The 19,961-nt window shown below is 67.9% G+C and carries 18 protein-coding genes; 13 read left to right on the forward strand and 5 right to left on the reverse strand.

Annotated features, from left to right (window positions below; translation table 11 throughout):
* Positions 1-127: 127 nt before the first annotated feature.
* Positions 128-1,609 carry a UdgX family uracil-DNA binding protein gene (locus ACZLZY_RS04715; protein ID WP_472932283.1) on the forward strand — a complete coding sequence of 494 codons (1,482 nt, stop codon included), beginning with the start codon at positions 128-130 and terminating at the stop codon, positions 1,607-1,609.
* Positions 1,610-1,648: 39 nt separating this feature from the next.
* Here ACZLZY_RS04715 and ACZLZY_RS04720 read toward each other — a convergent pair whose 3' ends face one another.
* Positions 1,649-1,795, reverse strand: a complete 147-nt coding sequence (locus ACZLZY_RS04720) for a hypothetical protein (protein WP_472932284.1) — start codon at positions 1,793-1,795, stop codon at positions 1,649-1,651.
* Between the two features lie 199 nt (positions 1,796-1,994).
* Here ACZLZY_RS04720 and ACZLZY_RS04725 point away from each other — a divergent pair, with 199 nt between their 5' ends.
* The 4 genes from ACZLZY_RS04725 to ACZLZY_RS04740 all read left to right on the forward strand — a co-directional run bounded on the left by ACZLZY_RS04725 (position 1,995) and on the right by ACZLZY_RS04740 (position 6,726).
* The gene (locus ACZLZY_RS04725; RefSeq protein WP_472932285.1) at positions 1,995-3,281 is read left to right on the forward strand and encodes a glycerate kinase type-2 family protein; all 1,287 of its coding nucleotides are present in this window, start codon (positions 1,995-1,997) and stop codon (positions 3,279-3,281) included.
* Positions 3,282-3,341: 60 nt separating this feature from the next.
* Positions 3,342-4,028: a D-lyxose/D-mannose family sugar isomerase gene (locus ACZLZY_RS04730; RefSeq protein WP_472932286.1), complete on the forward strand. Its 687-nt coding sequence runs from the start codon at positions 3,342-3,344 to the stop codon at positions 4,026-4,028.
* On the forward strand, positions 4,028-5,074 hold the full coding sequence (locus tag ACZLZY_RS04735; RefSeq protein WP_472932287.1) for an alpha/beta hydrolase: 1,047 nt from the start codon (positions 4,028-4,030) through the stop codon (positions 5,072-5,074). Before ACZLZY_RS04730 ends, ACZLZY_RS04735 begins: the two co-directional genes overlap by 1 nt.
* A gap of 140 nt (positions 5,075-5,214) precedes the next feature.
* Positions 5,215-6,726, forward strand: coding sequence for a helicase HerA domain-containing protein (locus ACZLZY_RS04740; RefSeq protein ID WP_472932288.1), 1,512 nt, complete (start codon positions 5,215-5,217; stop codon positions 6,724-6,726).
* Positions 6,727-6,728: 2 nt separating this feature from the next.
* Here the strand turns inward: ACZLZY_RS04740 and ACZLZY_RS04745 are convergent, their stop codons facing one another.
* Positions 6,729-7,022, reverse strand: coding sequence for a type II toxin-antitoxin system RelE/ParE family toxin (locus ACZLZY_RS04745; RefSeq protein WP_472932289.1), 294 nt, complete (start codon positions 7,020-7,022; stop codon positions 6,729-6,731).
* Positions 7,022-7,258, reverse strand: coding sequence for a CopG family ribbon-helix-helix protein (locus ACZLZY_RS04750; protein WP_472932290.1), 237 nt, complete (start codon positions 7,256-7,258; stop codon positions 7,022-7,024). Before ACZLZY_RS04750 ends, ACZLZY_RS04745 begins: the two co-directional genes overlap by 1 nt.
* A 333-nt stretch (positions 7,259-7,591) precedes the next feature.
* Between ACZLZY_RS04750 and crtY the strand changes: the two genes are divergently transcribed.
* From crtY to ACZLZY_RS04765, 3 genes are read left to right on the forward strand one after another with little or no spacing between them, the layout of a single operon-like run.
* Positions 7,592-8,773: a lycopene beta-cyclase CrtY gene (gene crtY, locus ACZLZY_RS04755; RefSeq protein ID WP_472932291.1), complete on the forward strand. Its 1,182-nt coding sequence runs from the start codon at positions 7,592-7,594 to the stop codon at positions 8,771-8,773.
* Positions 8,773-10,275, forward strand: a complete 1,503-nt coding sequence (locus ACZLZY_RS04760; RefSeq protein WP_472932292.1) for a phytoene desaturase — start codon at positions 8,773-8,775, stop codon at positions 10,273-10,275. The genes crtY and ACZLZY_RS04760 overlap by 1 nt, the downstream gene beginning before the upstream one ends.
* Entirely contained in the window at positions 10,268-11,341 is a 1,074-nt protein-coding gene (locus ACZLZY_RS04765) for a phytoene/squalene synthase family protein (protein ID WP_472932293.1), read from the forward strand. Before ACZLZY_RS04760 ends, ACZLZY_RS04765 begins: the two co-directional genes overlap by 8 nt.
* A 111-nt stretch (positions 11,342-11,452) precedes the next feature.
* Here the strand turns inward: ACZLZY_RS04765 and ACZLZY_RS04770 are convergent, their stop codons facing one another.
* Positions 11,453-12,406, reverse strand: coding sequence for a polyprenyl synthetase family protein (locus ACZLZY_RS04770; RefSeq protein ID WP_472932294.1), 954 nt, complete (start codon positions 12,404-12,406; stop codon positions 11,453-11,455).
* 167 nt (positions 12,407-12,573) lie between these two features.
* Between ACZLZY_RS04770 and fni the strand changes: the two genes are divergently transcribed.
* The gene (gene fni / locus ACZLZY_RS04775) at positions 12,574-13,635 is read left to right on the forward strand and encodes a type 2 isopentenyl-diphosphate Delta-isomerase (protein WP_472932295.1); all 1,062 of its coding nucleotides are present in this window, start codon (positions 12,574-12,576) and stop codon (positions 13,633-13,635) included.
* A 67-nt stretch (positions 13,636-13,702) separates the two neighbouring features.
* Here the strand turns inward: fni and ACZLZY_RS04780 are convergent, their stop codons facing one another.
* A complete protein-coding gene (locus tag ACZLZY_RS04780; protein ID WP_472932296.1) occupies positions 13,703-14,647 on the reverse strand; it encodes a LysR family transcriptional regulator in 945 nt (314 codons plus the stop codon).
* 129 nt (positions 14,648-14,776) lie between these two features.
* Between ACZLZY_RS04780 and ACZLZY_RS04785 the strand changes: the two genes are divergently transcribed.
* The 4 genes from ACZLZY_RS04785 to ACZLZY_RS04800 are packed head-to-tail and all read left to right on the forward strand — an operon-like array spanning position 14,777 to position 19,959.
* Positions 14,777-15,811 carry a class 1 fructose-bisphosphatase gene (locus ACZLZY_RS04785; RefSeq protein ID WP_472932297.1) on the forward strand — a complete coding sequence of 345 codons (1,035 nt, stop codon included), beginning with the start codon at positions 14,777-14,779 and terminating at the stop codon, positions 15,809-15,811.
* A 35-nt stretch (positions 15,812-15,846) separates the two neighbouring features.
* Positions 15,847-16,722 (forward strand): phosphoribulokinase, encoded by an 876-nt coding sequence (locus ACZLZY_RS04790; RefSeq protein ID WP_472932298.1) that lies wholly within the window; start codon positions 15,847-15,849, stop codon positions 16,720-16,722.
* Between the two features lie 16 nt (positions 16,723-16,738).
* Positions 16,739-18,748, forward strand: coding sequence for a transketolase (gene tkt, locus ACZLZY_RS04795; RefSeq protein ID WP_472932299.1), 2,010 nt, complete (start codon positions 16,739-16,741; stop codon positions 18,746-18,748).
* Between the two features lie 11 nt (positions 18,749-18,759).
* Positions 18,760-19,959, forward strand: coding sequence for a phosphoglycerate kinase (locus ACZLZY_RS04800; protein ID WP_472932409.1), 1,200 nt, complete (start codon positions 18,760-18,762; stop codon positions 19,957-19,959).
* The last annotated feature ends 2 nt before the right edge of the window (positions 19,960-19,961 follow it).

Consider the following 19,961-nt stretch of genomic DNA (forward strand, 5'->3'; position numbering starts at 1 on the left):
GGGAGATGGCCGGCAGGCCAGAGGGGGGGGGGCAAGCCGCCGCAACGTCGGAAGCCATCCGCCGCTCCAATCCACTCCCCATGCAACCGCCGCCGTTCCCAGCGCTTGTGCGCAAAAGGAGCCGCCCATGTTCCACGCCCGCCTCGACCATCCCGCCGACTTCGACGGCTGGCGCAGTGCCGCCCGCACTGCGGTGGAACTCGGCATTGCCCCGCCTGAGATGAGCTTCACTGTCGGCGACGACGCGCCGGGCCTCTTCGCCGAACCCCTGCCGCCGCGACCGACAGGCGCCAAGGCGATCACCGTCTCGAAGGCGTTTCCGGACCTCGCGGGCAAGATCGTCTGCCACGCCGATCCCGCCCGCTTCGACCTCGCCTACCGCCTGCTCTGGCGCCTGCAGACCGAAAAGAAACTTTTGGAGATCGCCTCCGACGCCGACGTGCTCGCGGCGACCGATATGGAGAAGGCGGTCCGCCGCGACAGCCACAAGATGAAGGCCTTCGTGCGGTTTCGCGAGATCGAGGTGGGGTCCGACACCGACACGCCCACAAAACACTACATCGCCTGGTTCGAGCCCTTCCACCACGTCGTCGAGCGCACCGCGCCTTTCTTTGCCCGGCGCTTCGCCGGCATGGTCTGGTCGATTTTGACGCCGCTGCGCTCGGTGCACTGGGACGGCACGGCGCTCGACTTCGCCCCCGGCGCTTCCATCGCCGACCGGCCGGCGGACGACGACATGGAGGCGCTGTGGCTGACCTACTACGCCTCGATCTTCAACCCGGCGCGGCTGAAGGTGAAGGCGATGCAGTCGGAGATGCCGAAGAAGTACTGGCACAACCTCCCCGAGGCCGTGCTGATCGAGCCGTTGATCCAGGGCGCCGACGCCGCCGCCCGCCGCATGCTGGAAACCGCGCCGACGCTGCCGAGTTTACGCCACGCAAAACAGGCGGAGCGTGACGAGATGGCCCGGCAGGAGACGGTGGTGCAGCGACAGGGCAACCAGCCGCAGACGATCGATGTGGCGCGGTCCGAGGCCCAGCACTGCAAGGCCTGTCCGCTCTGGGAGCCGGCGACGCAGACGGTGTTCGGCAAGGGGCCGGACAATGCGCCGGTGATCTTCGTCGGCGAGCAGCCGGGCGACCAGGAGGATCTGGCGGGCGAGCCCTTCATCGGCCCGGCCGGCAAGGTGTTCGACGCCGCCCTCGCCGAGGCCGGCATCGATCGCGGCCAGGCCTACGTGACCAATGCCGTGAAGCACTTTAAGTTCACCCCGCGCGGCAAGCGGCGGATCCACCAGAAGCCGAACATGGGCGAGGTCAAGGCTTGCCGATTCTGGCTGGAGCTCGAGCGCGACCTCGTGCGGCCGAAACTGATCGTGGCGCTCGGCGCGACCGCCGCAGCCTCGGTGCTCGGCAAGACGGTCACCATCCGCGACACCCGCTCGCGGCTGATCGACCTCGACGAGAACACCAAGCTCCTCGTCACCGTTCACCCCGCCTACATCCTGCGGCTGCCCGACCCTGAGGCGCAGGCGCGCGAGACCGAGCTGTTCAACGCCGACATGGCGCGGGTGCGGGACTACGTGCCGGAAATCGCGCTCGCGGCCTAGGGCATCCGCGGGTCGCCTTTCGCACCAGGCTCGGCGCCGTCAGGCGATGCTCACCGCGCGCAACGCGAAGACGACGAAACCGATGAGCGCGATGGCTAGGCACACCATGCCGCCGATCAGCAGCACTTTGCGCTGCCAGGACTGGGGGGCGATTGGGGTCTCGTCGCGAATGACAGGGTGGGGCAATCGGATCTCCTTTGGGGAATGGCTGCATCTCATATAGGCCTGCAGGAGCAGCCGCGCCCGGACAAACCGTCCCATCGCTAAACTCCGCCGGAGAGTTAGGGGTCGCGCGCCGCCGGTCCTTTCAGTATGCCGGGGCAGGGCAGGAACGGCGCTGGGTCTGCGGAACACGGCAGAGAGCGGCGATAAGGGGATCGATGGCATGGACGGCAAAGGCAGCGAGCGGCGAGCCCTAGAGGAGATTTTCGCGGCGGTGGTGGCGGCTGCCCATCCCGGCGCCGTCCTGGCGGAGCATCTGCCGGAGCCGCCGACGGGCCGCGTGATCGTGCTCGGCGCTGGCAAGGCCGGCGCCAGCATGGCCGCCGCTGCCGTCCGCTTCTACCAGGCCAAGGGCCTCGGCGATGACCGCATCACCGGCATCGCGGTGGCGCGCGACGGCTATGGCTGCGACGCCGGGCCGGTCGACGTCGTCGAGGCCGGCCATCCCCTGCCGAACGCGGCGGGCCTTGCGGCGACGCGCCGCGTCCTCGACTTCGCGCGGAGCGCGGGGCCGGACGACCTCGTGCTGGCGCTGATCTCCGGCGGCGGCTCGGCCAACTGGCTGCTGCCGCGCGGCGACATCACGCTCGCTGACAAGCAGGCGGTGACGAAGGCGCTGCTGCGCAGCGGTGCCGGCATCGGCGAGATCAACTGCGTGCGCAAGCACCTCTCGGAGATCAAGGGCGGGCGCCTGGCTGTCGCCTGCGGCGATGCGCGCCTCGTGACCCTCGCCATTTCCGACGTGCCGGGCGACGATTCGAGCGTCATCGCGTCCGGGCCGACCGTTCCGGACCCGACGACGCTGGCCGAGGCGCGCGAGATCGTCCGCCGCCGGGGTATCACTTTGCCGGAAAGCTGCTTGCGTGCGCTTGAAACTGACGCGAGCGAGACGCCGAAGCCCGGCGATGCCGCTTTCGACGGCCGGCCCTACACCATTGTCGCCACCCCGGCGACGGCGCTCGCCGCAGGCGTTGCCGCCGCCGAGGCGCTCGGCTATCGCGCGGTCATGCTCGGCGCCGATCTCGAGGGCGAGGCGCGCGAGGTCGCCCGGTCGCATGCCGCTTTGGCACTCGCGGCAAGGCGGGATGGCGAGCGGCTGGCGATTCTCTCTGGCGGCGAGCTGACGGTGACGATCGCCGGTGAGGGACGTGGTGGCCCGAACCAGGAATACGCCTTGGCGCTGGCCCTCGCTTTGGGCGGCGCGCAGGGAATTCATGCGCTCAGCGCCGATACCGACGGCACCGATGGCGGCACGGGCCTTGCCAGCGACCCCGCCGGCGCGTTTGCCGGACCGGAGACGCTGGAGGCGGCTATCGCCACCGGCATCGATCCGGCCGGAGCGCTCGACGACAACGATTCCACCGGCTTCTTCGAGGCGATCGGCGGGCTGTTCGTGCCGGGGCCGACGCTCACCAACGTCAATGACTGCCGCGTGATCCTCGTCGGCTGAGGCTTGGCGGCGGCGGGCGCCGCGGCTAACGTCCCGCCGCGAACGCCTTGGGAGAGAGAAATGAAACGAAGCCGAGTGAACGCCATCCTGCAGGAAGGCGACGCCTTCATCCGCTCCTTCGGCTACGTCATGCCGCCCTTCGCCTATTTCAGCCCCGCCGAAATGCAGGCCCGAAGCGATCTCGCACTGCTCAAGCAGCGGCAGATGGGCTGGGACGTCACCGACTTCGGCAGCGGCGACTTCGACCGGCTCGGGCTCTTCCTCTTCACCGTGCGCAACGGCGACAACGCCGATCTCGCGGCCGGCCGCGGCATGCTCTACGCCGAGAAGATCATGATCTCGAAGCAGGATCAGGTCACGCCGATGCACCGGCACGATCTGAAGGCCGAGGACATCATCAACCGCGGTGGCGGCACGCTGACGCTGGAGCTGTTCACCCGCGCCCCCGATGGCGGCATCGACGAGACGGCCGATGTCGAGGTCTACTGCGACGGCATCGCGCGCCGCATGGCGGCGGGCGACAAGCTGCGGCTGACGCCCGGCGAGAGCGTCACCTTGATGCCGCACCACTGGCATTCCTTCTGGGGCGAGGGCGCCGACGTCCTCGTCGCCGAGGTCTCGACCGTCAACGACGACCGGACCGACAACATCTTTCGCGAGCCGGTCGGGCGCTTTGCCGAGATCGAGGAGGACGAGGCGCCGCTGCACCTCCTCGTCGCTGACTACGATGCCTGGCTGAAAAGCTGATGCCGCTCGCCTCCGCCGGGTTGCGGCCAGCGGCGCGGCGGTGGCGGCTCGGGCTCATGGCCCTCCTGGCGGGCATGGCCCTGACGGCGGTCAGCGCGTCGGCCGCTGTGGCCGGCGATATCCGGGACTTCGCTTTCTACTCGCCGGCGCTCGGCAAGGCGCAGTCGGCGCGTGTCTACGTGCCCGAAGGGCGGGCGCCGGAGGGCGGCTGGCCCGTGCTCTATCTGCTGCACGGGCTCGGCGGCAACGCTTATGACTGGCAGCGGGCAGGCGGCGTCGACGCGACGATCGACCGGATGATCGCTGCCCGGGAAATCCGGCCGCTGCTGGTGGTGATGCCGGATGCCAATGACTCCTGGTACGTCGATTCCGCCGAGGTCGGCGGGCCCGGCAACTATGCGACGTTGATCTCGAGCGACCTGCCAGCGGCGGTCGAAAAGGCCTTTCCGGTCGGCCGCGATCTCGCGCACCGCGCCATTGCCGGCCTGTCGATGGGCGGCGCTGGCGCGCTGCGGCTGGCGCTGACCTTGCCCGAGCGGTACGGCGCCGTGGCCGCGCTGTCGCCGGCGATCTGGCAGAACGTGCCCGCGGAGGATTTCGGCAGAAGCGCCGCCGAACTTGCGGTGATCCGCGACAGCCGCTATTTCCACCGCATCGATCCCGACACGATCGGCACCGGCATCGACATCCCGCCGGAAGGCCTGCATTTCGGCGGCGCTTTCGGCACGCCCTTTCAGCCGCAGCGCTTCAATGCCAGCAACGTCTTCACCTTGCTGTCGCAGGCGATCGCGGCGAAGGCATCGCTGCCGCCGATCTTCGTGACCGTCGGGGATGATGACAGCCATCTCCTCTGGCGCGGCGGCATCGCCTTCTTCGAGACCATGCGGGCCGACGATCGGCCGATGGAGTTCCGGATGACGGACGGGGACCATAGCTGGGATCTCTGGCGGGTCTCGATCGTCGACGCGCTGCGCTTCATCGATTCCTCCATCGACCGACCGGCCGTCGCGGGCCCGCGCAATCCGTCCCCTTTGACGCCGGAATAAGGTCGCGCATCACGGCTTTCGCACAGAGACCGGAGAATTTGCGCGAAGCTGTGGAGAAGACGGCTTTTCCTCCGACTCCTGACGGCCCCGCGGTGATAGGAAATGCCTCTGTCCCCCTCTCGGCCGAAGGAGCGCCATCGATGAAAGTCGCCGTCGACCTCGGCACCACCGCCACCGGCGATCCCGCCGAGATGGACCTCGAGGAACTGCTGTCGACGCGGCTCCTCGTGCAGGGCAATTCCGGCTCCGGCAAGTCGCACCTCCTGCGCCGGCTGCTCGAGCAGAGCGCCGAATGGGTGCAGCAGGCGATCATCGATCCCGAGGGGGACTTCGTCTCCTTCGCCGAGCGCTACGGCCATATCGTCGTCGACGCCAACCGGACGCCCGCCGAGCTGCAGCGCATCGCCGCGCGCATCCGCCAGCACCGCGCCTCGGTGGTGCTGAACCTCGAGGGCCTCGACGCCGAGGTGCAGATGCAGTGCGCCGCGGCCTTCCTCAACGGCCTCTTCGACGTCGACCATTCGCTGTGGTTCCCGATGCTGATCGCCGTCGACGAGGCGCAGCTCTTCGCCCCGGCGATCGCCGGCGACGTCTCGGACGACGCGCGAAAAGTCTCGCTCTCGGCGATGACCAATCTGATGTGTCGCGGGCGCAAGCGCGGCCTTGCCGGCATCGTCGCGACGCAGCGGCTGGCAAAGCTTGCCAAGAACGTCGCGGCCGAAGCGTCGAACTTCCTGATGGGCCGCACCTTCCTCGACATCGACATGGCGCGCGCCGCCGACCTCCTCGGCATGGACCGCCGCCAGGCCGAACGGTTCCGTGACCTTGAGCCCGGGCACTTCGTCGCCCTCGGGCCGGCACTGTCGCGCCGGCCGGTGCCGATCCGCATCGGCCCCGTCGAGACGCGAGGGCGCACCGGGCGGCCGACGCTGATGGCGCGGCCGGAAATGGCGCCGGAGGACATGGCCGACCTCATCTTCAAGGGCGGCAACGACGCGCCGGCGCCGATGATGGCGCGCGCGCCGACCCCGACGCGCGAACTCATCGAGCGCGTCGCCGCGCCGAAGCCCGAGCCCGACGCCGATCCCCGCTCGGCCGAATCGCGCCAGGCGCTGGTCGAGGATATCTTTGCCGAGATGCTCGCCGATCCCGAGGCGGCGTTCCGCCCGGTGCCGATCCTCTACCAGGACTTTCTCGTGCATTGCCGGTTAAAGCGACTCGGTGGTGCCGAGACCGGCATGCCGGCCTTCCGCCGGCGCCTGTCGCTTGCCCGCGCTGGAGTCTCCGAGGAGACCGAGGACGAGGACTGGCTGAGCGTCATCCAGCGCTCCGAGGCGCTGCCGGAGGAAATGCAGGGCGTCTACCTCATGCTGGCGCGCGCCGCCCGCGACGGCGAGGAATGCCCGTCCGACGAGGCGCTGGCGCGCGCCTATGGCAGCCGCTCGCCCTCGCGCGGCCGCTTCCTCTTGGGCTTCATGGCCGAGCGCGACTTCATCACCGCCGAGGCCGATTTCCGCGGCAACCGCGTGGTGACGATCACCGGCACCCCCTGGCGCGCTTCCCAGCGCGGCAATCTGCCGCCCCCGCCGGCGGCCCCGACGCCACTCGACGAGGCACGGGCCCGGCGGGCCGCACGGCTGTCCGGGCGGTAGGGCTACTGCAGCTTCAAACTGTCTGGCCAATCCTGCGCCATGTGAACGACAGCCAGAACCTCGATCTGATCGTGAATTCGGTAGACGACGATATAACTGGTGCGGGCGATACCGAGCTCGCGGGTTCGCTTGTCCCACCCTGTCCATCCGAGCAGTGGATTGGCCGACAGCAGCCGTTGGGTTCGCTGGAAGATGTCCGGAACGACCTGCTCAGCCATCCTTGGGCTGTCCCGCGCAATATAGTTCTGGATCTCGTCGATCTGGCGGAGCGCAAATCGGGTCCAGACCACCCGCATCAGCGGGTGCGATGCCGCTTCAGCACCAGTTCGATCTCCTCAGGCGTGGCAAACTCTCCGGCGTCGGCCGCGGCGATGCCGGAGGCGACGGTGTCTAGAAACCGTTCCTGCCACTCCAGCGAACGGCCGTTCTCCAATGCATCGGCGACCACTTCAGAAGCCGTCAGGCTGGATCTCGCGGCGACCGCGTCGACGCGGTTACACAGTTCCGGCGGTAGAAAGAGGGTCGTGTCCATCTTGCTATCTTGGATCCACGTGGTCGGCCTTGCAATCGCTGCGGACGCAACATCTTCGGTGACGCCTTCGGATTCAGCCTGATTATGGATCGAAGCCTGTAGCGCTGGAGAACGATACACCTGACAGGCAGCGTCGAATCAGCGCATCACCGGGGGCTGGAAGGTACTGGTTCTCCGTCGAAAGGATGTACTGTCGCTTCAGTCCACGCTTTGCCCAGTCCTGCTCTCTGCCTCCCGTTCTCCGCTTGAACTTTTTGTGCGGAATGCCGCCCTTGTAGGATAGGCTGTGGCGGCTAGTTCGAGGCAGGTGAGCGGTTTCGCCGGGGAGACAGAGTGGCAAGGCAGGATCGGGACGGGGTCGACATTCTGTTCGTCGGCGGCGGGCTGGCGAACGGGCTGGTCGCTTATCGCCTGGCGAAGCTTCGTCCAGACCTAAAATTGCTGCTGCTGGAAGCGGGCGATACGGTCGGGGGCAACCACACGTGGTCTCTCCACGATGGCGACCTGACGGCCGACCAGCAGGCCTGGCTCGAACCCTTCATCGTCCACCGCTGGCCCGGCTACTCCGTCCGTTTTCCGGAGCGCGCGCGCGATCTTTCGACCGGCTATCGCAGCGTGACGTCGGAGCGATTCGCTGAAGTCCTCGCCCAGGCGCTCGGACCCGCCATCCGCTGTGAGGCGAAGGTCGCGGCTGTCGGCGCCACCGCTGTCACGCTGGCCAGCGGCGAGCGGATCGAGGCTGGCTGCGTCGTTGACGGACGCGGGACGGCGCCGAGCCGACACCTGACGCTCGGCTTCCAGAAATTCCTCGGCCAGGAGATCGAGCTGACGGCGCCGCACGGGCTGCAGCGGCCGATCATCATGGACGCGACCATCCCGCAGCAGGATGGCTACCGCTTCGTCTACACTCTGCCTTTCGGTCCGAAGACGCTGCTGGTCGAGGACACCTACTATGCCGACGGTCCGGCGCTCGAACCCGAGCGCCTGCGGGCGGAGATCCAGAGCTACCTCGCGCGTCAGGGCTGGGTGGCCAAGACGGTGCTGCGCGAGGAGGCGGGCGTGCTGCCGATCGCGCTGGGCGGCGACATCGACGCGTTCTGGGACGACAAGGCGGGCGTCGCGTCGACAGGCCTTGCCGCGGCCCTCTTCCACCCGACGACCGGCTATTCGCTGCCGGATGCCGTGCGCCTCGCCGACCGCATCGCCGCGCTCCAGGACTTTTCGGCCGGCGCGGTCTACGCCGCGACGCGGGCGCATTCGCGGAAGGCGTGGAAGGCTCGCGGCTTCTTCCGGATGCTGAACCGCTTCCTCTTCCTTGCCGGCTTGCCGGGCGAGCGCTACCGCATCCTGCAGCATTTCTACCGGCTGCCGACGCCCTTGGTGGCGCGCTTTTATGCCGGCAAGCTCAATCCGCTCGACTGGGCCCGCATCCTCACCGGCAAGCCGCCGGTGCCTTTCGGCAATGCCATGCGCGTACTCGCGCAACCCTCCCATACGAAGAAGGCGCGCGCCTGATGCTGCAGAAACTCTCGCCCAGGACCGCCGTCGTCGTCGGCTCCGGCTTTGGCGGCCTTGCCCTTGCGATCCGGCTGCAGGCCGCCGGCATCGCCACGACTTTGGTCGAGAAGCGCGACAAGCCCGGCGGCCGGGCCTATGTCTACGAAGACCAGGGTTTTACCTTCGATGCCGGGCCGACGGTCATCACCGATCCTTCGGCGCTGGAGGAACTGTTCGAGGTCGCTGGGCGAAAACTGTCCGACTATGTCGAGCTGCTGCCGGTCAGCCCGTTCTACCGGTTGTGCTGGGAAGACGGCTACGCCTTCGACTATGTCAACGACCAGGCCGAGCTCGACCGCCAGATCGCCGCAAAGAACCCGGCCGATCTGGAGGGCTACCGGAACTTCCTCGCCTACTCCAAGGCGGTGTTCGAGGAGGGGTACCTGAAGCTCGGTACCGTGCCATTCCTGAACTTCAAGGACATGATCAAGGCCGGACCGGCGCTCGCCAAGCTGCAGGCGTGGAAGAGCGTCTATGCCAAGGTCGCCGACTACATCCAAGACGAGCAGCTGCGGCAGGCCTTCTCCTTCCATTCGCTCCTCGTCGGCGGCAATCCTTTCGCGACATCTTCGATCTATGCACTGATCCACGCGTTGGAGCGGCAATGGGGGGTCTGGTTCCCGCGCGGGGGGACAGGGGCGCTGGTGCGTGGCATGGTGCAGCTGTTCGAGGATATCGGCGGCACCGTGCATCTCTCGGCCGAGGCCGAGAGGATCGAGTTGACGGGCAAGCGGGCAACGGCCGTCGTGCTGAAGGACGGCCGGCGCTTCGCCGCCGATCTCGTCGCCTCCAATGCCGACGTCGTCCACACCTATGCGACGCTTCTGGCAGGCACGCCGCGCGGCGAGGCGGCGGCCAAGAGCCTGAAGCGCAAGAAGTTCTCGATGTCGCTCTTCGTCATCTATTTCGGACTGAAGAAGCATCGGCCGGACATCCAGCACCACACCGTCTGCTTCGGCGCGCGCTACCGCGAGCTGATCGGAGAGATCTTCAACGGGGCCGAGCTGCCGGCGGACTTCTCGCTCTACCTCCACAACCCCTGCGCCACCGATCCGTCGCTGGCGCCGGAGGGGGCGGGCAGTTTCTATGTCCTGTCGCCGGTGCCGCATCTCGGCAATGCCGAGATCGACTGGGAAGTCGAGGGGCCGCGCTACCGCGACCAGATCTTCGATTATCTTGAGAAGCACTACATGCCGGGCCTTAAGGAGGACCTCGTGACCTCCCGCATCTTCACGCCGCTCGACTTCCGCGACGAGTTGAACGCGCATGTCGGCTCGGCCTTCTCGCTCGATCCTGTGCTGACGCAGAGCGCCTGGTTCCGGCCGCACAACCGCGACGATGTCATTTCAAACCTCTACATCGTTGGCGCCGGCACGCATCCGGGCGCCGGCGTTCCGGGCGTCGTCGGCTCCGCCAAGGCGACCGCAGGACTGATGATCGCGGATGCCGCGCGTGTCTGAACGCGTTGCCGGAGCGGCGGACGAAAGGCTGGTCGGTACCCCTGGCCCGGTGAACAGGGCGGGCGGCAAGGCGGAAGCGACCGGCGGACGGGTGCGGGGCGGCAGCTCGGCGTCGGTGCCGGCGGGTCTGGCAGCGGTGGACGAAGAGGCCATCGCCGCGATGGCGGCCGCGACCATCGCGCGGGGATCGCAGAGCTTTGCCGCGGCGGCGAAACTCTTCGACCCGGTCACGCGGCAAGGTGCCATGCTGCTTTATGCCTGGTGCCGGCACTGCGATGACGTGGTGGATGACCAGGACCTTGGCTTCGCCCGCGACACCGTAGCCGCGACCTCGCCTGCCCAGCGGATCGCCGGGCTGGAGGCGACGACGTGCGCCGCCTTCGCCGACGAGCCGGTGTCCGACCCGGCGTTCCGCGCCTTGCAGCTGGTAGCGCGCCGGCACGGCCTGCCGCTCGGCCTTGCGCTCGATCATCTCGAAGGCTTCCGGATGGACGTCGACGAGCGGCAGTACCGGACGAGCGAGGACCTCCTCGACTACTGCCACCATGTGGCCGGGGTCGTCGGCGAGATGATGTCGATGGTCATGGGCGCCCGCGAGGCGGGGACGCTGCAGCACGCGGCCGATCTGGGCCTTGCATTCCAACTCACCAACATCGCCCGCGACATCGTACCGGATGCGCGCGTCGGCCGCGTCTACTTGCCGGCAACATGGCTGGCGGAAGTCGGGCTGGATGCGGCCGACATCGCCCGGCCCGAGCGACGCGGGGATGTCGCAGTCCTCGCCGCGCGGCTGGTGGCGATGGCCGAGCCTTATTACGCCTCGGCGCGGATCGGCGTCGACGCCTTGCCGCGCCGGTCGGCCTGGGCCGTGGCGACGGCGCTCGGGGTGTACCGCGAGATCGGGCTGCGGGTGGTGGCACTGGGGCCGCGCGCCTGGGATGCCCGGGTTTCAACCTCGAAGGCCGACAAGCTGGGCCATGTCGCGAAGGCGGCAGCGGCGGCCTTTGGCCCGCGCAAGCCGCATCCGTCCCCGCGGCCGGATGGGCTGTGGCGTCACACCGACTGAGGCGTCGAGCAAACGTTTAGTGGAATGCCCCACGGCTCGCCCGGATGGATGCTTGCATGCCGATGAAGGTCGGAAGGCTGATAGGGATGAGAGAAGGCCGGCGGTAGAAGCCTAACGCACCCCAATTTCCTGGCCCAGTCCGCCCGGCATGTCGTCATTGCTGAAGGCGGCGGTTAGCGGGGTGGGCAGAGCCTGTTCGACGATCGCCGACACCAGCCCGTGCAGCCGGCTGCCGGTGCCGAAGATTTCGTCCAGGGCCTCTTGCGCGGTTTCGATGTGCCGGTCGATGCGGCGGCGGGCCGAGTCGCGGCCGATGATCGACAGGATGGTCGACTTGCCCTCGTCCTTGCCGATGTCCTTGCCGGTGAGGCCAGGGTTCGCCGCCAGGTCGAGAAAGTCGTCGAGCAGCTGGAAGGCGTGGCCGAGTTCCTCGGCGAAGCTGCGCAGTCTTGCGCGGGTCGCCGCATCCGCCCCGGCGATGACGCCGCCGATCTCGACGGCCGCCGAAAACAGCGCGCCGGTCTTCAGCCCGTTGGCCGCCTGGATTTCGGCCACCGCGCGCCGCGTCTTTCCGCGGCGAAGGTCGTCGAACTGGCCGCCGACGAGGCCAGCGACACCCACCGCCTTCGCCAGGATCGAGATCGCGTCGAGCCGTCCGGCGGCGGGAATGTCGGAGATTTCCGAGATCAGCTGGTAGGCAAGGCTCACCGCCGAGATCGAGACGAGAACCGCGATGTCCTCGCCATGTCCGACATGAACGGCCGGCAGGCCGCGCCGCAGCTTGGCGTTGTCCATGCACGGCAGGTCGTCGAGCACCAGCGACGCCGCGTGGACCAGCTCGACCGCGCAGCCGGCATCGATCGCCGAAAGGGCGTTGCCGCCAAGATCCTCGGCCGTCAGCACCGTCATCAGCGGCCGCAGCCGCTTTCCGGGCGCTAGCACGCCGTCACGCATCGCCGCGTCGAGCGCGGAGTGGCCGGGCAGCACGGGCGGCAGCAGGGCGGCAAGGCGCAGGTCGATCTGACGGCGGTAGAGCGTCAGGCCCGTCGTCGCATCCACATTCATTGCCGACTTCTCGCTTCGCTCTGTCTCATCTGGGCCTTTTTACCAGTTACCACCTATACTTGACCCTTGCAGCCGCGGTGCCAAGTGCCGAAACTGTGGGCAGATGGGTTTTACCCCGCCGCGAGAGCGGGCAAAGCGCCGCCAGCGCCGGCCGTGCGCCCCGAGAGATGAAGGATTGCAGGGCGTTGACCAGCCAGAGCGAGACCGGCAAGGCGGACGATATCGGCGCCCGCAAGAGCGACCATCTCGACATCGTGTTGACGCCCCGGCTCGCGGCGCGGCACGCCGATGCCGGGTTCGACGCCATCCGATTCGAGCACTGCGCCTTGCCGGAGCTCGATCTCGGCGCGATCGATCTCTCCTCGCGCTTCCTCGGCAAGCCGCTTTCGGCGCCACTCCTGATCTCGTCGATGACCGGTGGACCGGCGCGGGCGGCGCGGATCAATGCGCATCTGGCGGAAGCGGCGCAGGAGCTCGGCATCGCCTTGGGCGTCGGTTCGCAGCGCATCGCCCTCGAGGGCGCCGCTTTCGGAGGCCTCGACCGATCGCTCCGTGCGCTGGCGCCAGACGTCGTTCTGCTCGCCAATATCGGCGCCGCGCAGCTCCTCGAGGGCGGGCTCGACGTGGCGCGCCGGGCGGTGGCGATGATCGAGGCGGATGCGCTGATCGTCCACCTCAACCCGCTGCAGGAGGCGGTGCAGACCGGCGGCGACCGGGACTGGCGTGGCGTTCTCGTCGCGATCGGTGATCTCGTCCGGAGCCTTGGCGTGCCGGTGGTGGTGAAGGAGGTCGGCGCCGGCCTGTCCGCCTCGGTTGCGCGACGGCTGGTCGAGGCCGGCGTCGCGGTCATCGACGTCGCCGGCGCCGGCGGCACCAGCTGGGCGGCGGTGGAGGCAGAGCGTGCGGCGAGCCTTGCGGAACGCCGCACGGCGCTGATGTTCGCCGACTGGGGCATCCCGACGGCGGAGGCGATTGCCGGGGTACGCGCGGCCTGCCCGGATGTCGTGCTGGTCGGCTCCGGCGGGGTCCGCTCGGGGCTCGACGCGGCGAAGGCGATCCGGCTCGGCGCCGACATCGCCGGACAGGCGGCGGCGAGCCTTGCCAGCGCCGACGTCTCGACGGAGGCGGTGGTGGCGCATTTCTCGGAGGTCATCGACCAGCTGCGGATCGCCTGCTTCTGCACCGGCTCGGCCGATCTCGATGCCCTTCGGCGTGCGCCGCTGCTCTAGACTTCAGCGATAGAGCATCTCTGCTGCATTCTTTCGATTGCATGAGCCCTGGCAAAGTCCGCGCGCGTCAATCGATCGCCGGGCCGTCGGGATAGAGCCGTGCCAGCAGCGGCAGGAACTGGGCGCCGCGCTGGGTAAGGAAATCGGTGAAGGCGCGCTCGGCCGGGGCGGAGGCGTGGTCGCTGCGCGAGACCGCGAACCATTGCCGCCGGATCGGCATGTCGGCGACGTCGAGCACCGCCAGCCGGTGCATCTCGACCTCGAACTCGATGGTGTGAGCGGAGATGAAGGCGATGCCGAGCCCGGCCATCACCGCCTGCTTGATCGTCTCGTTGGAGCCCATCTCCACGACCTTGTTCTCGAGCGCATCGGGAATGCCGGCGAAGAAGCGCTCGAGCGAGGAGCGGGTGCCCGAGCCCGGCTCGCGGATGATGATCGTCTCCTCCAGAAGACGCGGCTTATCGATGGCGCGTGCCGTCACCAGCGGATGGTCGGGCGCCGAGATCATCACCAATGGATGGTCGCCGAAGGCGCTTGCGGACACCTGGAACTCGCGCGGCGGCCGGCCCATCAAGGCGATGTCGAGCTGGTAGTTGCGCAGCTTCTCGACGATCTCCTCGCGGTTGCCGACGAGCAGCTTGATCTCGATCGCCGGGAAATCCCGGGCAAAGCCCGCGATCATCCGGGGCGCGAAATACTTTGCCGTCGACACGACCCCGAGCCGGATCGAGCCGTGCCGCAGGCCCTTGATCGCGTCGATGTCGTCCTGCAGCGTCTGCAGCACGGTCTCGATCGCGTTGGCCGCGCGCAGGGCCGCCCGTCCGGCCTCGCGCAGCTGCATGCCGTCGCTGGTCCGGTCGAACAGGGCGACGCCGAGGTCCTCCTCGACCTGCTTGATCTGCAGCGTGATGGCGGGAGCGGTGAGGCCGAGCTTCCGGGCAGCGGCGGCGATCGTGCCGTGCTGGTAGATGGCCTGGACCGAGCGAAGCTGGCGAAGGGTGAGGGTGCGCATTTCCCATCCATAATAAAACTGACTGCGAATGTAAATAGAATAAATTTTACTAACGGCATCGCGCCGGCCATAGTCTGAGGGTAATCGGTGAACGGGGACGAAGAGCCCCGAACCGACAGGGAGAAATGCATGGCATCGTCGCTAGACGCGCATCTCGGCTCATATGCCGGGACCGATCCGCTTCGGCTAAAAGTCGCCGAAACCCTCCGTCATCTCGCCGGGGCCGCCATCAAGGTCCGCAACACCATCATCGCCGGTGGCAGCGGCGACCATTTTGGCCAGTCCCGCGACGTCGCCAATGCCGGCGGCGACATCCAGAAGGAACTCGACGTCGTCGCCGACAAGGTGTTCCTCGAGGCCGCCACCGCCTCCGGCATCGCCTTCTACGGTTCGGAGGAGCAGGAGGAGCCGGTTCGGCTCGCCGAGGGCGGCGCGCTGGCACTGGCGATCGATCCGCTGGACGGCTCGTCCAACATCGAGACCAATGTCTCGATCGGCACGATCTTTTCCATTCTACCAACCGAGGGAATGGATGCCGCGTCCGTCTTCTGCCAGCCGGGCACGAAGCAGCTGGGCGCCGGCTTCTTCATCTACGGACCGCAGCTTCTTCTGGTGATGAGCGTCGGCAACGGCACGCATATCTTCACCTTCTCGCCGTCCTTCGGCGGTTTCGTCGAGTTGAAGGCCTCCGTCGAGGTCGCCGACCGGGCGCACGAGTTCGCCATCAACGCCTCCAACTACCGTCACTGGGACGAGGCGATGCGGCTCTACATCGACGATTGCCTGGCCGGCGCCGAGGGACCGCGCGAGCGCGACTTCAATATGCGCTGGATCGCCTCGATGGTTGCCGACTGCTACCGCATCCTGATCCGCGGCGGCATCTTCCTCTACCCGGGCGACGGCCGGAAGGGCTACGCCAAGGGCCGCCTGCGGCTCTGCTACGAGGCCAACCCGATCGCCTTCTGCATGGAGAATGCCGGCGGCAGCGCGACCGACGGCGTCACCCGCATCCTCGACATCGTGCCAGAGAGCCTGCACGTGCGCACGCCGCTGGTCTGCGGCTCCAAGCGCGAGGTCGCCCGTGTCACCCGCTACCTGACGGATCCCTCGGGCATTGGCGAGCGATCGCCGTTGTTCGGCAAGCGGAGCCTGTTCAGGGCCTAACATTCGACGTCGACGGCTTCTGGGAGGAACCGAGCATGTCCGCAAAGCACCCGATCATCGCGATCACCGGCTCGTCCGGCGCGGGCACGACATCGGTCAAGAATACCTTCGACCAGATTTTTCGGCGCGAGATCGTCAACGCCGTCTACATCGAGGGCGACGCCTTCCACCGCTACGACCGCCAGGCGATGAAAGAGAAGATCGCCGAGGAAGACGCCAAGGAGAACCGGCACTTCTCGCATTTCGGCCCCGAGGCCAACATCCTGGAAAAGCTCCAGGAGGTGTTCGCCGAATACGGCCGCAAGGGCCGGGGCGAGACGCGCCGCTACATCCACGACGATGCGGAGGCCAAGATCTACGGCTGCGCGCCGGGGACGTTCACCGACTGGTCGGCGTTCTCGGACGAGAGCGACCTCCTGTTCTACGAGGGCCTGCACGGCTGCGTGCGGACCGGCACGGTGGACCTTGCCGCCCATGTCGACCTGAAGATCGGCGTCGTGCCGGTCATCAACCTCGAATGGATCCAGAAGATTCACCGGGACAAGGCGTCGCGCGGCTACTCCACCGAAGCGGTCATGGACGTGATCCTGCGCCGCATGCCGGACTACATCAAATACATCTGTCCGCAGTTCGCGCTGACGGACATCAACTTCCAACGCGTGCCGATCGTCGATACATCGGATCCGTTCATCGCCCGGTGGATCCCCACCGCCGACGAATCAATGATCGTGATCCGCTTTGCCCGTCCGCGGGGTATCGACTTTCCGTACCTGCTCTCGATGATTCCGAACTCGTTCATGTCGAGAGCGAACTCCATCGTGGCCCCGGGCAACAAGCTCGACCTCGCCATGCAACTGATCCTGACGCCGCTCATCCTGCAGCTCATCGAGCGCAAGCGCCGCGCGGCCTGAGACCCGAAAGAGACCGATGTCCACCACCTCAGCCAAGCCCGATCCGAAGACCGTCGACCAGGACGCCCGCGACATGGCGAACGCCATCCGCGCTTTGACGATGGACGCCGTCCAGAAGGCCAATTCCGGCCATCCCGGCATGCCGATGGGCATGGCCGACGTCGCCTCGGTGCTGTTCCGCGACTTCGTCAAGATCGATCCCTCGAACCCGACCTGGCCCGACCGCGACCGCTTCATCCTGTCTGCCGGCCACGGCTCGATGCTGCTCTATGCCGTCCATCATCTGCTCGGCTATTCCGACATGGACATCGACCAGTTGAAGAGTTTTCGCCAGATCGGCTCGCGTACCGCGGGCCATCCGGAATACGGCCATGCGCTGGGCATCGAGACCACCACCGGCCCGCTCGGCCAGGGTCTGGCCACCGCCGTCGGCATGGCGCTGGCCGAGCGGCTCGCCAATGCCCGCTTCGGCGACGCGATGGTCGATCACCACACCTATGTCATCTGCGGCGACGGCTGCCTGCAGGAGGGCATCAGCCACGAGGCGATCGATCTCGCCGGGCACCTGAAGCTGAACAAGCTGATCGTGCTTTGGGACGACAACAACATCTCGATCGACGGGCGCACCTCGCTGTCGACCTCGATGGACCAGATCAAGCGCTTCGAGGCCGCCGGCTGGACCGCCGTCTCGATCGACGGGCTCGACGACGACGCCATCCGCGACGCCATCGCCACCGCCCGCAACTCCGACAAGCCGGCGCTGATCGCCTGCCGCACCATCATCGGCTATGGCGCGCCGAAACTGCAAGGCACCGAGAAGACGCATGGCGCCCCGCTCGGCGCCGAGGAGATCGCCGGCGCGCGCAAGGCGCTGATCTGGGAGTCCGAGCCTTTCGTGCTGCCGGAGGCCGTGGTCAAGGGCTGGCGCAAGGTCGGCGAGAAGGGCGCCGAGGCCCGCGCCGACTGGGAGAAGCGCGTCGAGGGCTCGAACCGCGCGGAAGAGTTCCGCCGCCACGCCGCGACGACGCTGCCGCACGATTTTGCCGAGACCATGCAGGCCTTCCGCGAGAAGCTCTCCACCGAGCAGCCGAAGATCGCCACCCGCAAGTCCTCCGAGGCGACGCTGCAGGTCATCAATGACGCCACCGACATCACCATTGGCGGCTCGGCCGATCTGACGCATTCGGTGTTCACCCTCACCAAGGGCATGACCTCGGTCACCCCCGGCGACTATTCCGGCCGCTACATCCACTACGGCATCCGCGAGCACGGCATGGCCGCGGCGATGAACGGCCTCGCGCTGCACGGCGGCTTCATCCCGTATGGCGGCACCTTCCTGGTGTTCTCCGACTATGCCCGCGGCGCGATCCGGCTCTCCGCCCTGATGGGACTGCGCGTCATCTACGTCCTGACGCATGACTCCATCGGCCTTGGCGAAGACGGCCCGACGCATCAGCCGATCGAGCACCTCGCCATGCTCCGGGCGACGCCGAACCTCCTCGTCTTCCGCCCGGCGGATGCGATCGAGACCGCGGAAGCCTGGGAGATCGCGATGACCGAGACCAAGCGCCCGTCGGTACTGTCGCTGTCGCGCCAGAACCTGCCGACGCTGCGCGGCGGCGACGTCGCCGAGAACCGCACCGCCAAGGGCGCCTATGTCCTGCGCGAGGCCGAGGGCGGCGAGCGCCAGCTGACGATCCTTGCCACCGGTTCGGAGGTCGAGCTCGCCATCGCCGGCGCCGAGAAGCTGAAAGCCGAGGGCATTCGCGTCGCCGTCGTCTCCATGCCGTCTTGGGAGCTCTTCCTCGAGCAGGACGCGGCCTACCGCGCTTCCGTGCTCGGCACCGCGCCGCGCATCGGCGTCGAGGCGGCCGCCCGCTTCGGCTGGGACCGCTGGATCGGCGATAACGGCCGCTTCATCGGCATGAACTCCTTCGGCGCCTCGGGTCCGGCACCGCTCCTCTACGAGCACTTCGGCATCACCGCCGAGGCGATCCTTGCCGCCGGCAAGGAGCTGGTGGCTTGAGCGGCGGACAGCTGCGCCCGATCGAGGGCGTCGACGTCGCCGGCAAGACGGTGCTGATCCGCGCCGACGTGAACGTGCCGATGCAGGACGGCGTCATCACCGATGCGACCCGCCTCGAGCGCTTCGCACCGACGGTGACGGACCTCGCCAACCGCGGCGCGCGGGTGGTCGTGCTCAGCCATCTCGGCCGGCCGAAAGGCGAGGTGAACCCGCACTTCTCGCTGCGGCCAGTGGCCGAGAAGCTCGGCGAGATCCTCGGGCGGCCGGTGCAGTTCGCGGCGGACTGCGTCGGCATCGAGGCCGAGAAGGTCGCCGGCGCGCTGAAGGACGGCGAGGTCGCCGTCCTCGAGAACCTGCGCTTCCACGCCGAAGAGGAAGCCAACGACAAGACCTTCGCGCTGCGCCTCTCGGCGCTCGGCGACCTTTACGTCAACGACGCCTTCTCCTGCGCCCACCGGGCGCATGCCTCGACCTACGAACTGGCGACGATCCTGCCGGCCTATGCCGGGCCTTCTCTCATGGCCGAGGTGAAGGCGCTGGAGGCCGCGCTCGACACGCCGAAGCGGCCGGTGGCCGCGCTCGTCGGTGGGGCGAAGGTATCCTCGAAGATCGGCGTCTTGGAGTTCCTGGTGCCGAAGATGGACCACCTCGTCATCGGCGGCGGCATGGCGAACACCTTCCTCGCGGCGCAGGGCCACGATGTCGGCAAGTCGCTGTACGAGCCGGACGCCATGGAGACGGCCAAGAAGGTGATGGCGATGGCGGAAGGCGCGGGGTGCACGCTGCATCTGCCGGTCGATGTCGTCGTCGCCCGCGAGTTCAAGGGACATGCCGCGAACGAGACGGTCGCCATCTCCGCCATCCCGTCGGACGCCATGGCGCTCGACGTCGGGCTGAAGACCGTTGCCGCGATCAACGCAGCGCTCGAGACCTGCGCTACGCTTCTGTGGAACGGACCGCTCGGCGCCTTCGAGATCGAGCCGTTCAACGCCGCCACCAATGCGGTGGCGCAGACGGCGGGCAAGCTCACCAAGGCCGGCCGGCTGATCACGGTCGCCGGCGGTGGCGACACGGTGGCGGCGCTGAACGCTGCCGGCGTCGCCGACGACTTCACCTACCTGTCCACGGCGGGCGGGGCCTTCCTCGAATGGCTCGAGGGGCGCGACTTGCCGGGGATCGAGATCCTGAAGACCCAGTCCACCATGACATAGGA

This window comes from Mesocryomonas lacus (genome assembly GCF_055730135.2).

What these genes read in the sequence shown, in the direction of transcription:
- fni (WP_472932295.1), top strand. Translation starts at nt 12,574, where the DNA reads ATGAAGGATTGCAGGGCGTTGACCAGCCAGAGCGAGACCGGCAAGGCG.
- ACZLZY_RS04770 (WP_472932294.1), bottom strand. Translation starts at nt 12,406, where the DNA reads ATGAATGTGGATGCGACGACGGGCCTGACGCTCTACCGCCGTCAGATC.
- ACZLZY_RS04785 (WP_472932297.1), top strand. Translation starts at nt 14,777, where the DNA reads ATGGCATCGTCGCTAGACGCGCATCTCGGCTCATATGCCGGGACCGAT.
- ACZLZY_RS04735 (WP_472932287.1), top strand. Translation starts at nt 4,028, where the DNA reads ATGCCGCTCGCCTCCGCCGGGTTGCGGCCAGCGGCGCGGCGGTGGCGG.
- ACZLZY_RS04780 (WP_472932296.1), bottom strand. Translation starts at nt 14,647, where the DNA reads ATGCGCACCCTCACCCTTCGCCAGCTTCGCTCGGTCCAGGCCATCTAC.
- tkt (WP_472932299.1), top strand. Translation starts at nt 16,739, where the DNA reads ATGTCCACCACCTCAGCCAAGCCCGATCCGAAGACCGTCGACCAGGAC.
- ACZLZY_RS04790 (WP_472932298.1), top strand. Translation starts at nt 15,847, where the DNA reads ATGTCCGCAAAGCACCCGATCATCGCGATCACCGGCTCGTCCGGCGCG.
- ACZLZY_RS04750 (WP_472932290.1), bottom strand. Translation starts at nt 7,258, where the DNA reads ATGGACACGACCCTCTTTCTACCGCCGGAACTGTGTAACCGCGTCGAC.
- ACZLZY_RS04740 (WP_472932288.1), top strand. Translation starts at nt 5,215, where the DNA reads ATGAAAGTCGCCGTCGACCTCGGCACCACCGCCACCGGCGATCCCGCC.
- ACZLZY_RS04715 (WP_472932283.1), top strand. Translation starts at nt 128, where the DNA reads ATGTTCCACGCCCGCCTCGACCATCCCGCCGACTTCGACGGCTGGCGC.
- ACZLZY_RS04725 (WP_472932285.1), top strand. Translation starts at nt 1,995, where the DNA reads ATGGACGGCAAAGGCAGCGAGCGGCGAGCCCTAGAGGAGATTTTCGCG.
- ACZLZY_RS04760 (WP_472932292.1), top strand. Translation starts at nt 8,773, where the DNA reads ATGCTGCAGAAACTCTCGCCCAGGACCGCCGTCGTCGTCGGCTCCGGC.
- ACZLZY_RS04730 (WP_472932286.1), top strand. Translation starts at nt 3,342, where the DNA reads ATGAAACGAAGCCGAGTGAACGCCATCCTGCAGGAAGGCGACGCCTTC.
- ACZLZY_RS04745 (WP_472932289.1), bottom strand. Translation starts at nt 7,022, where the DNA reads ATGCGGGTGGTCTGGACCCGATTTGCGCTCCGCCAGATCGACGAGATC.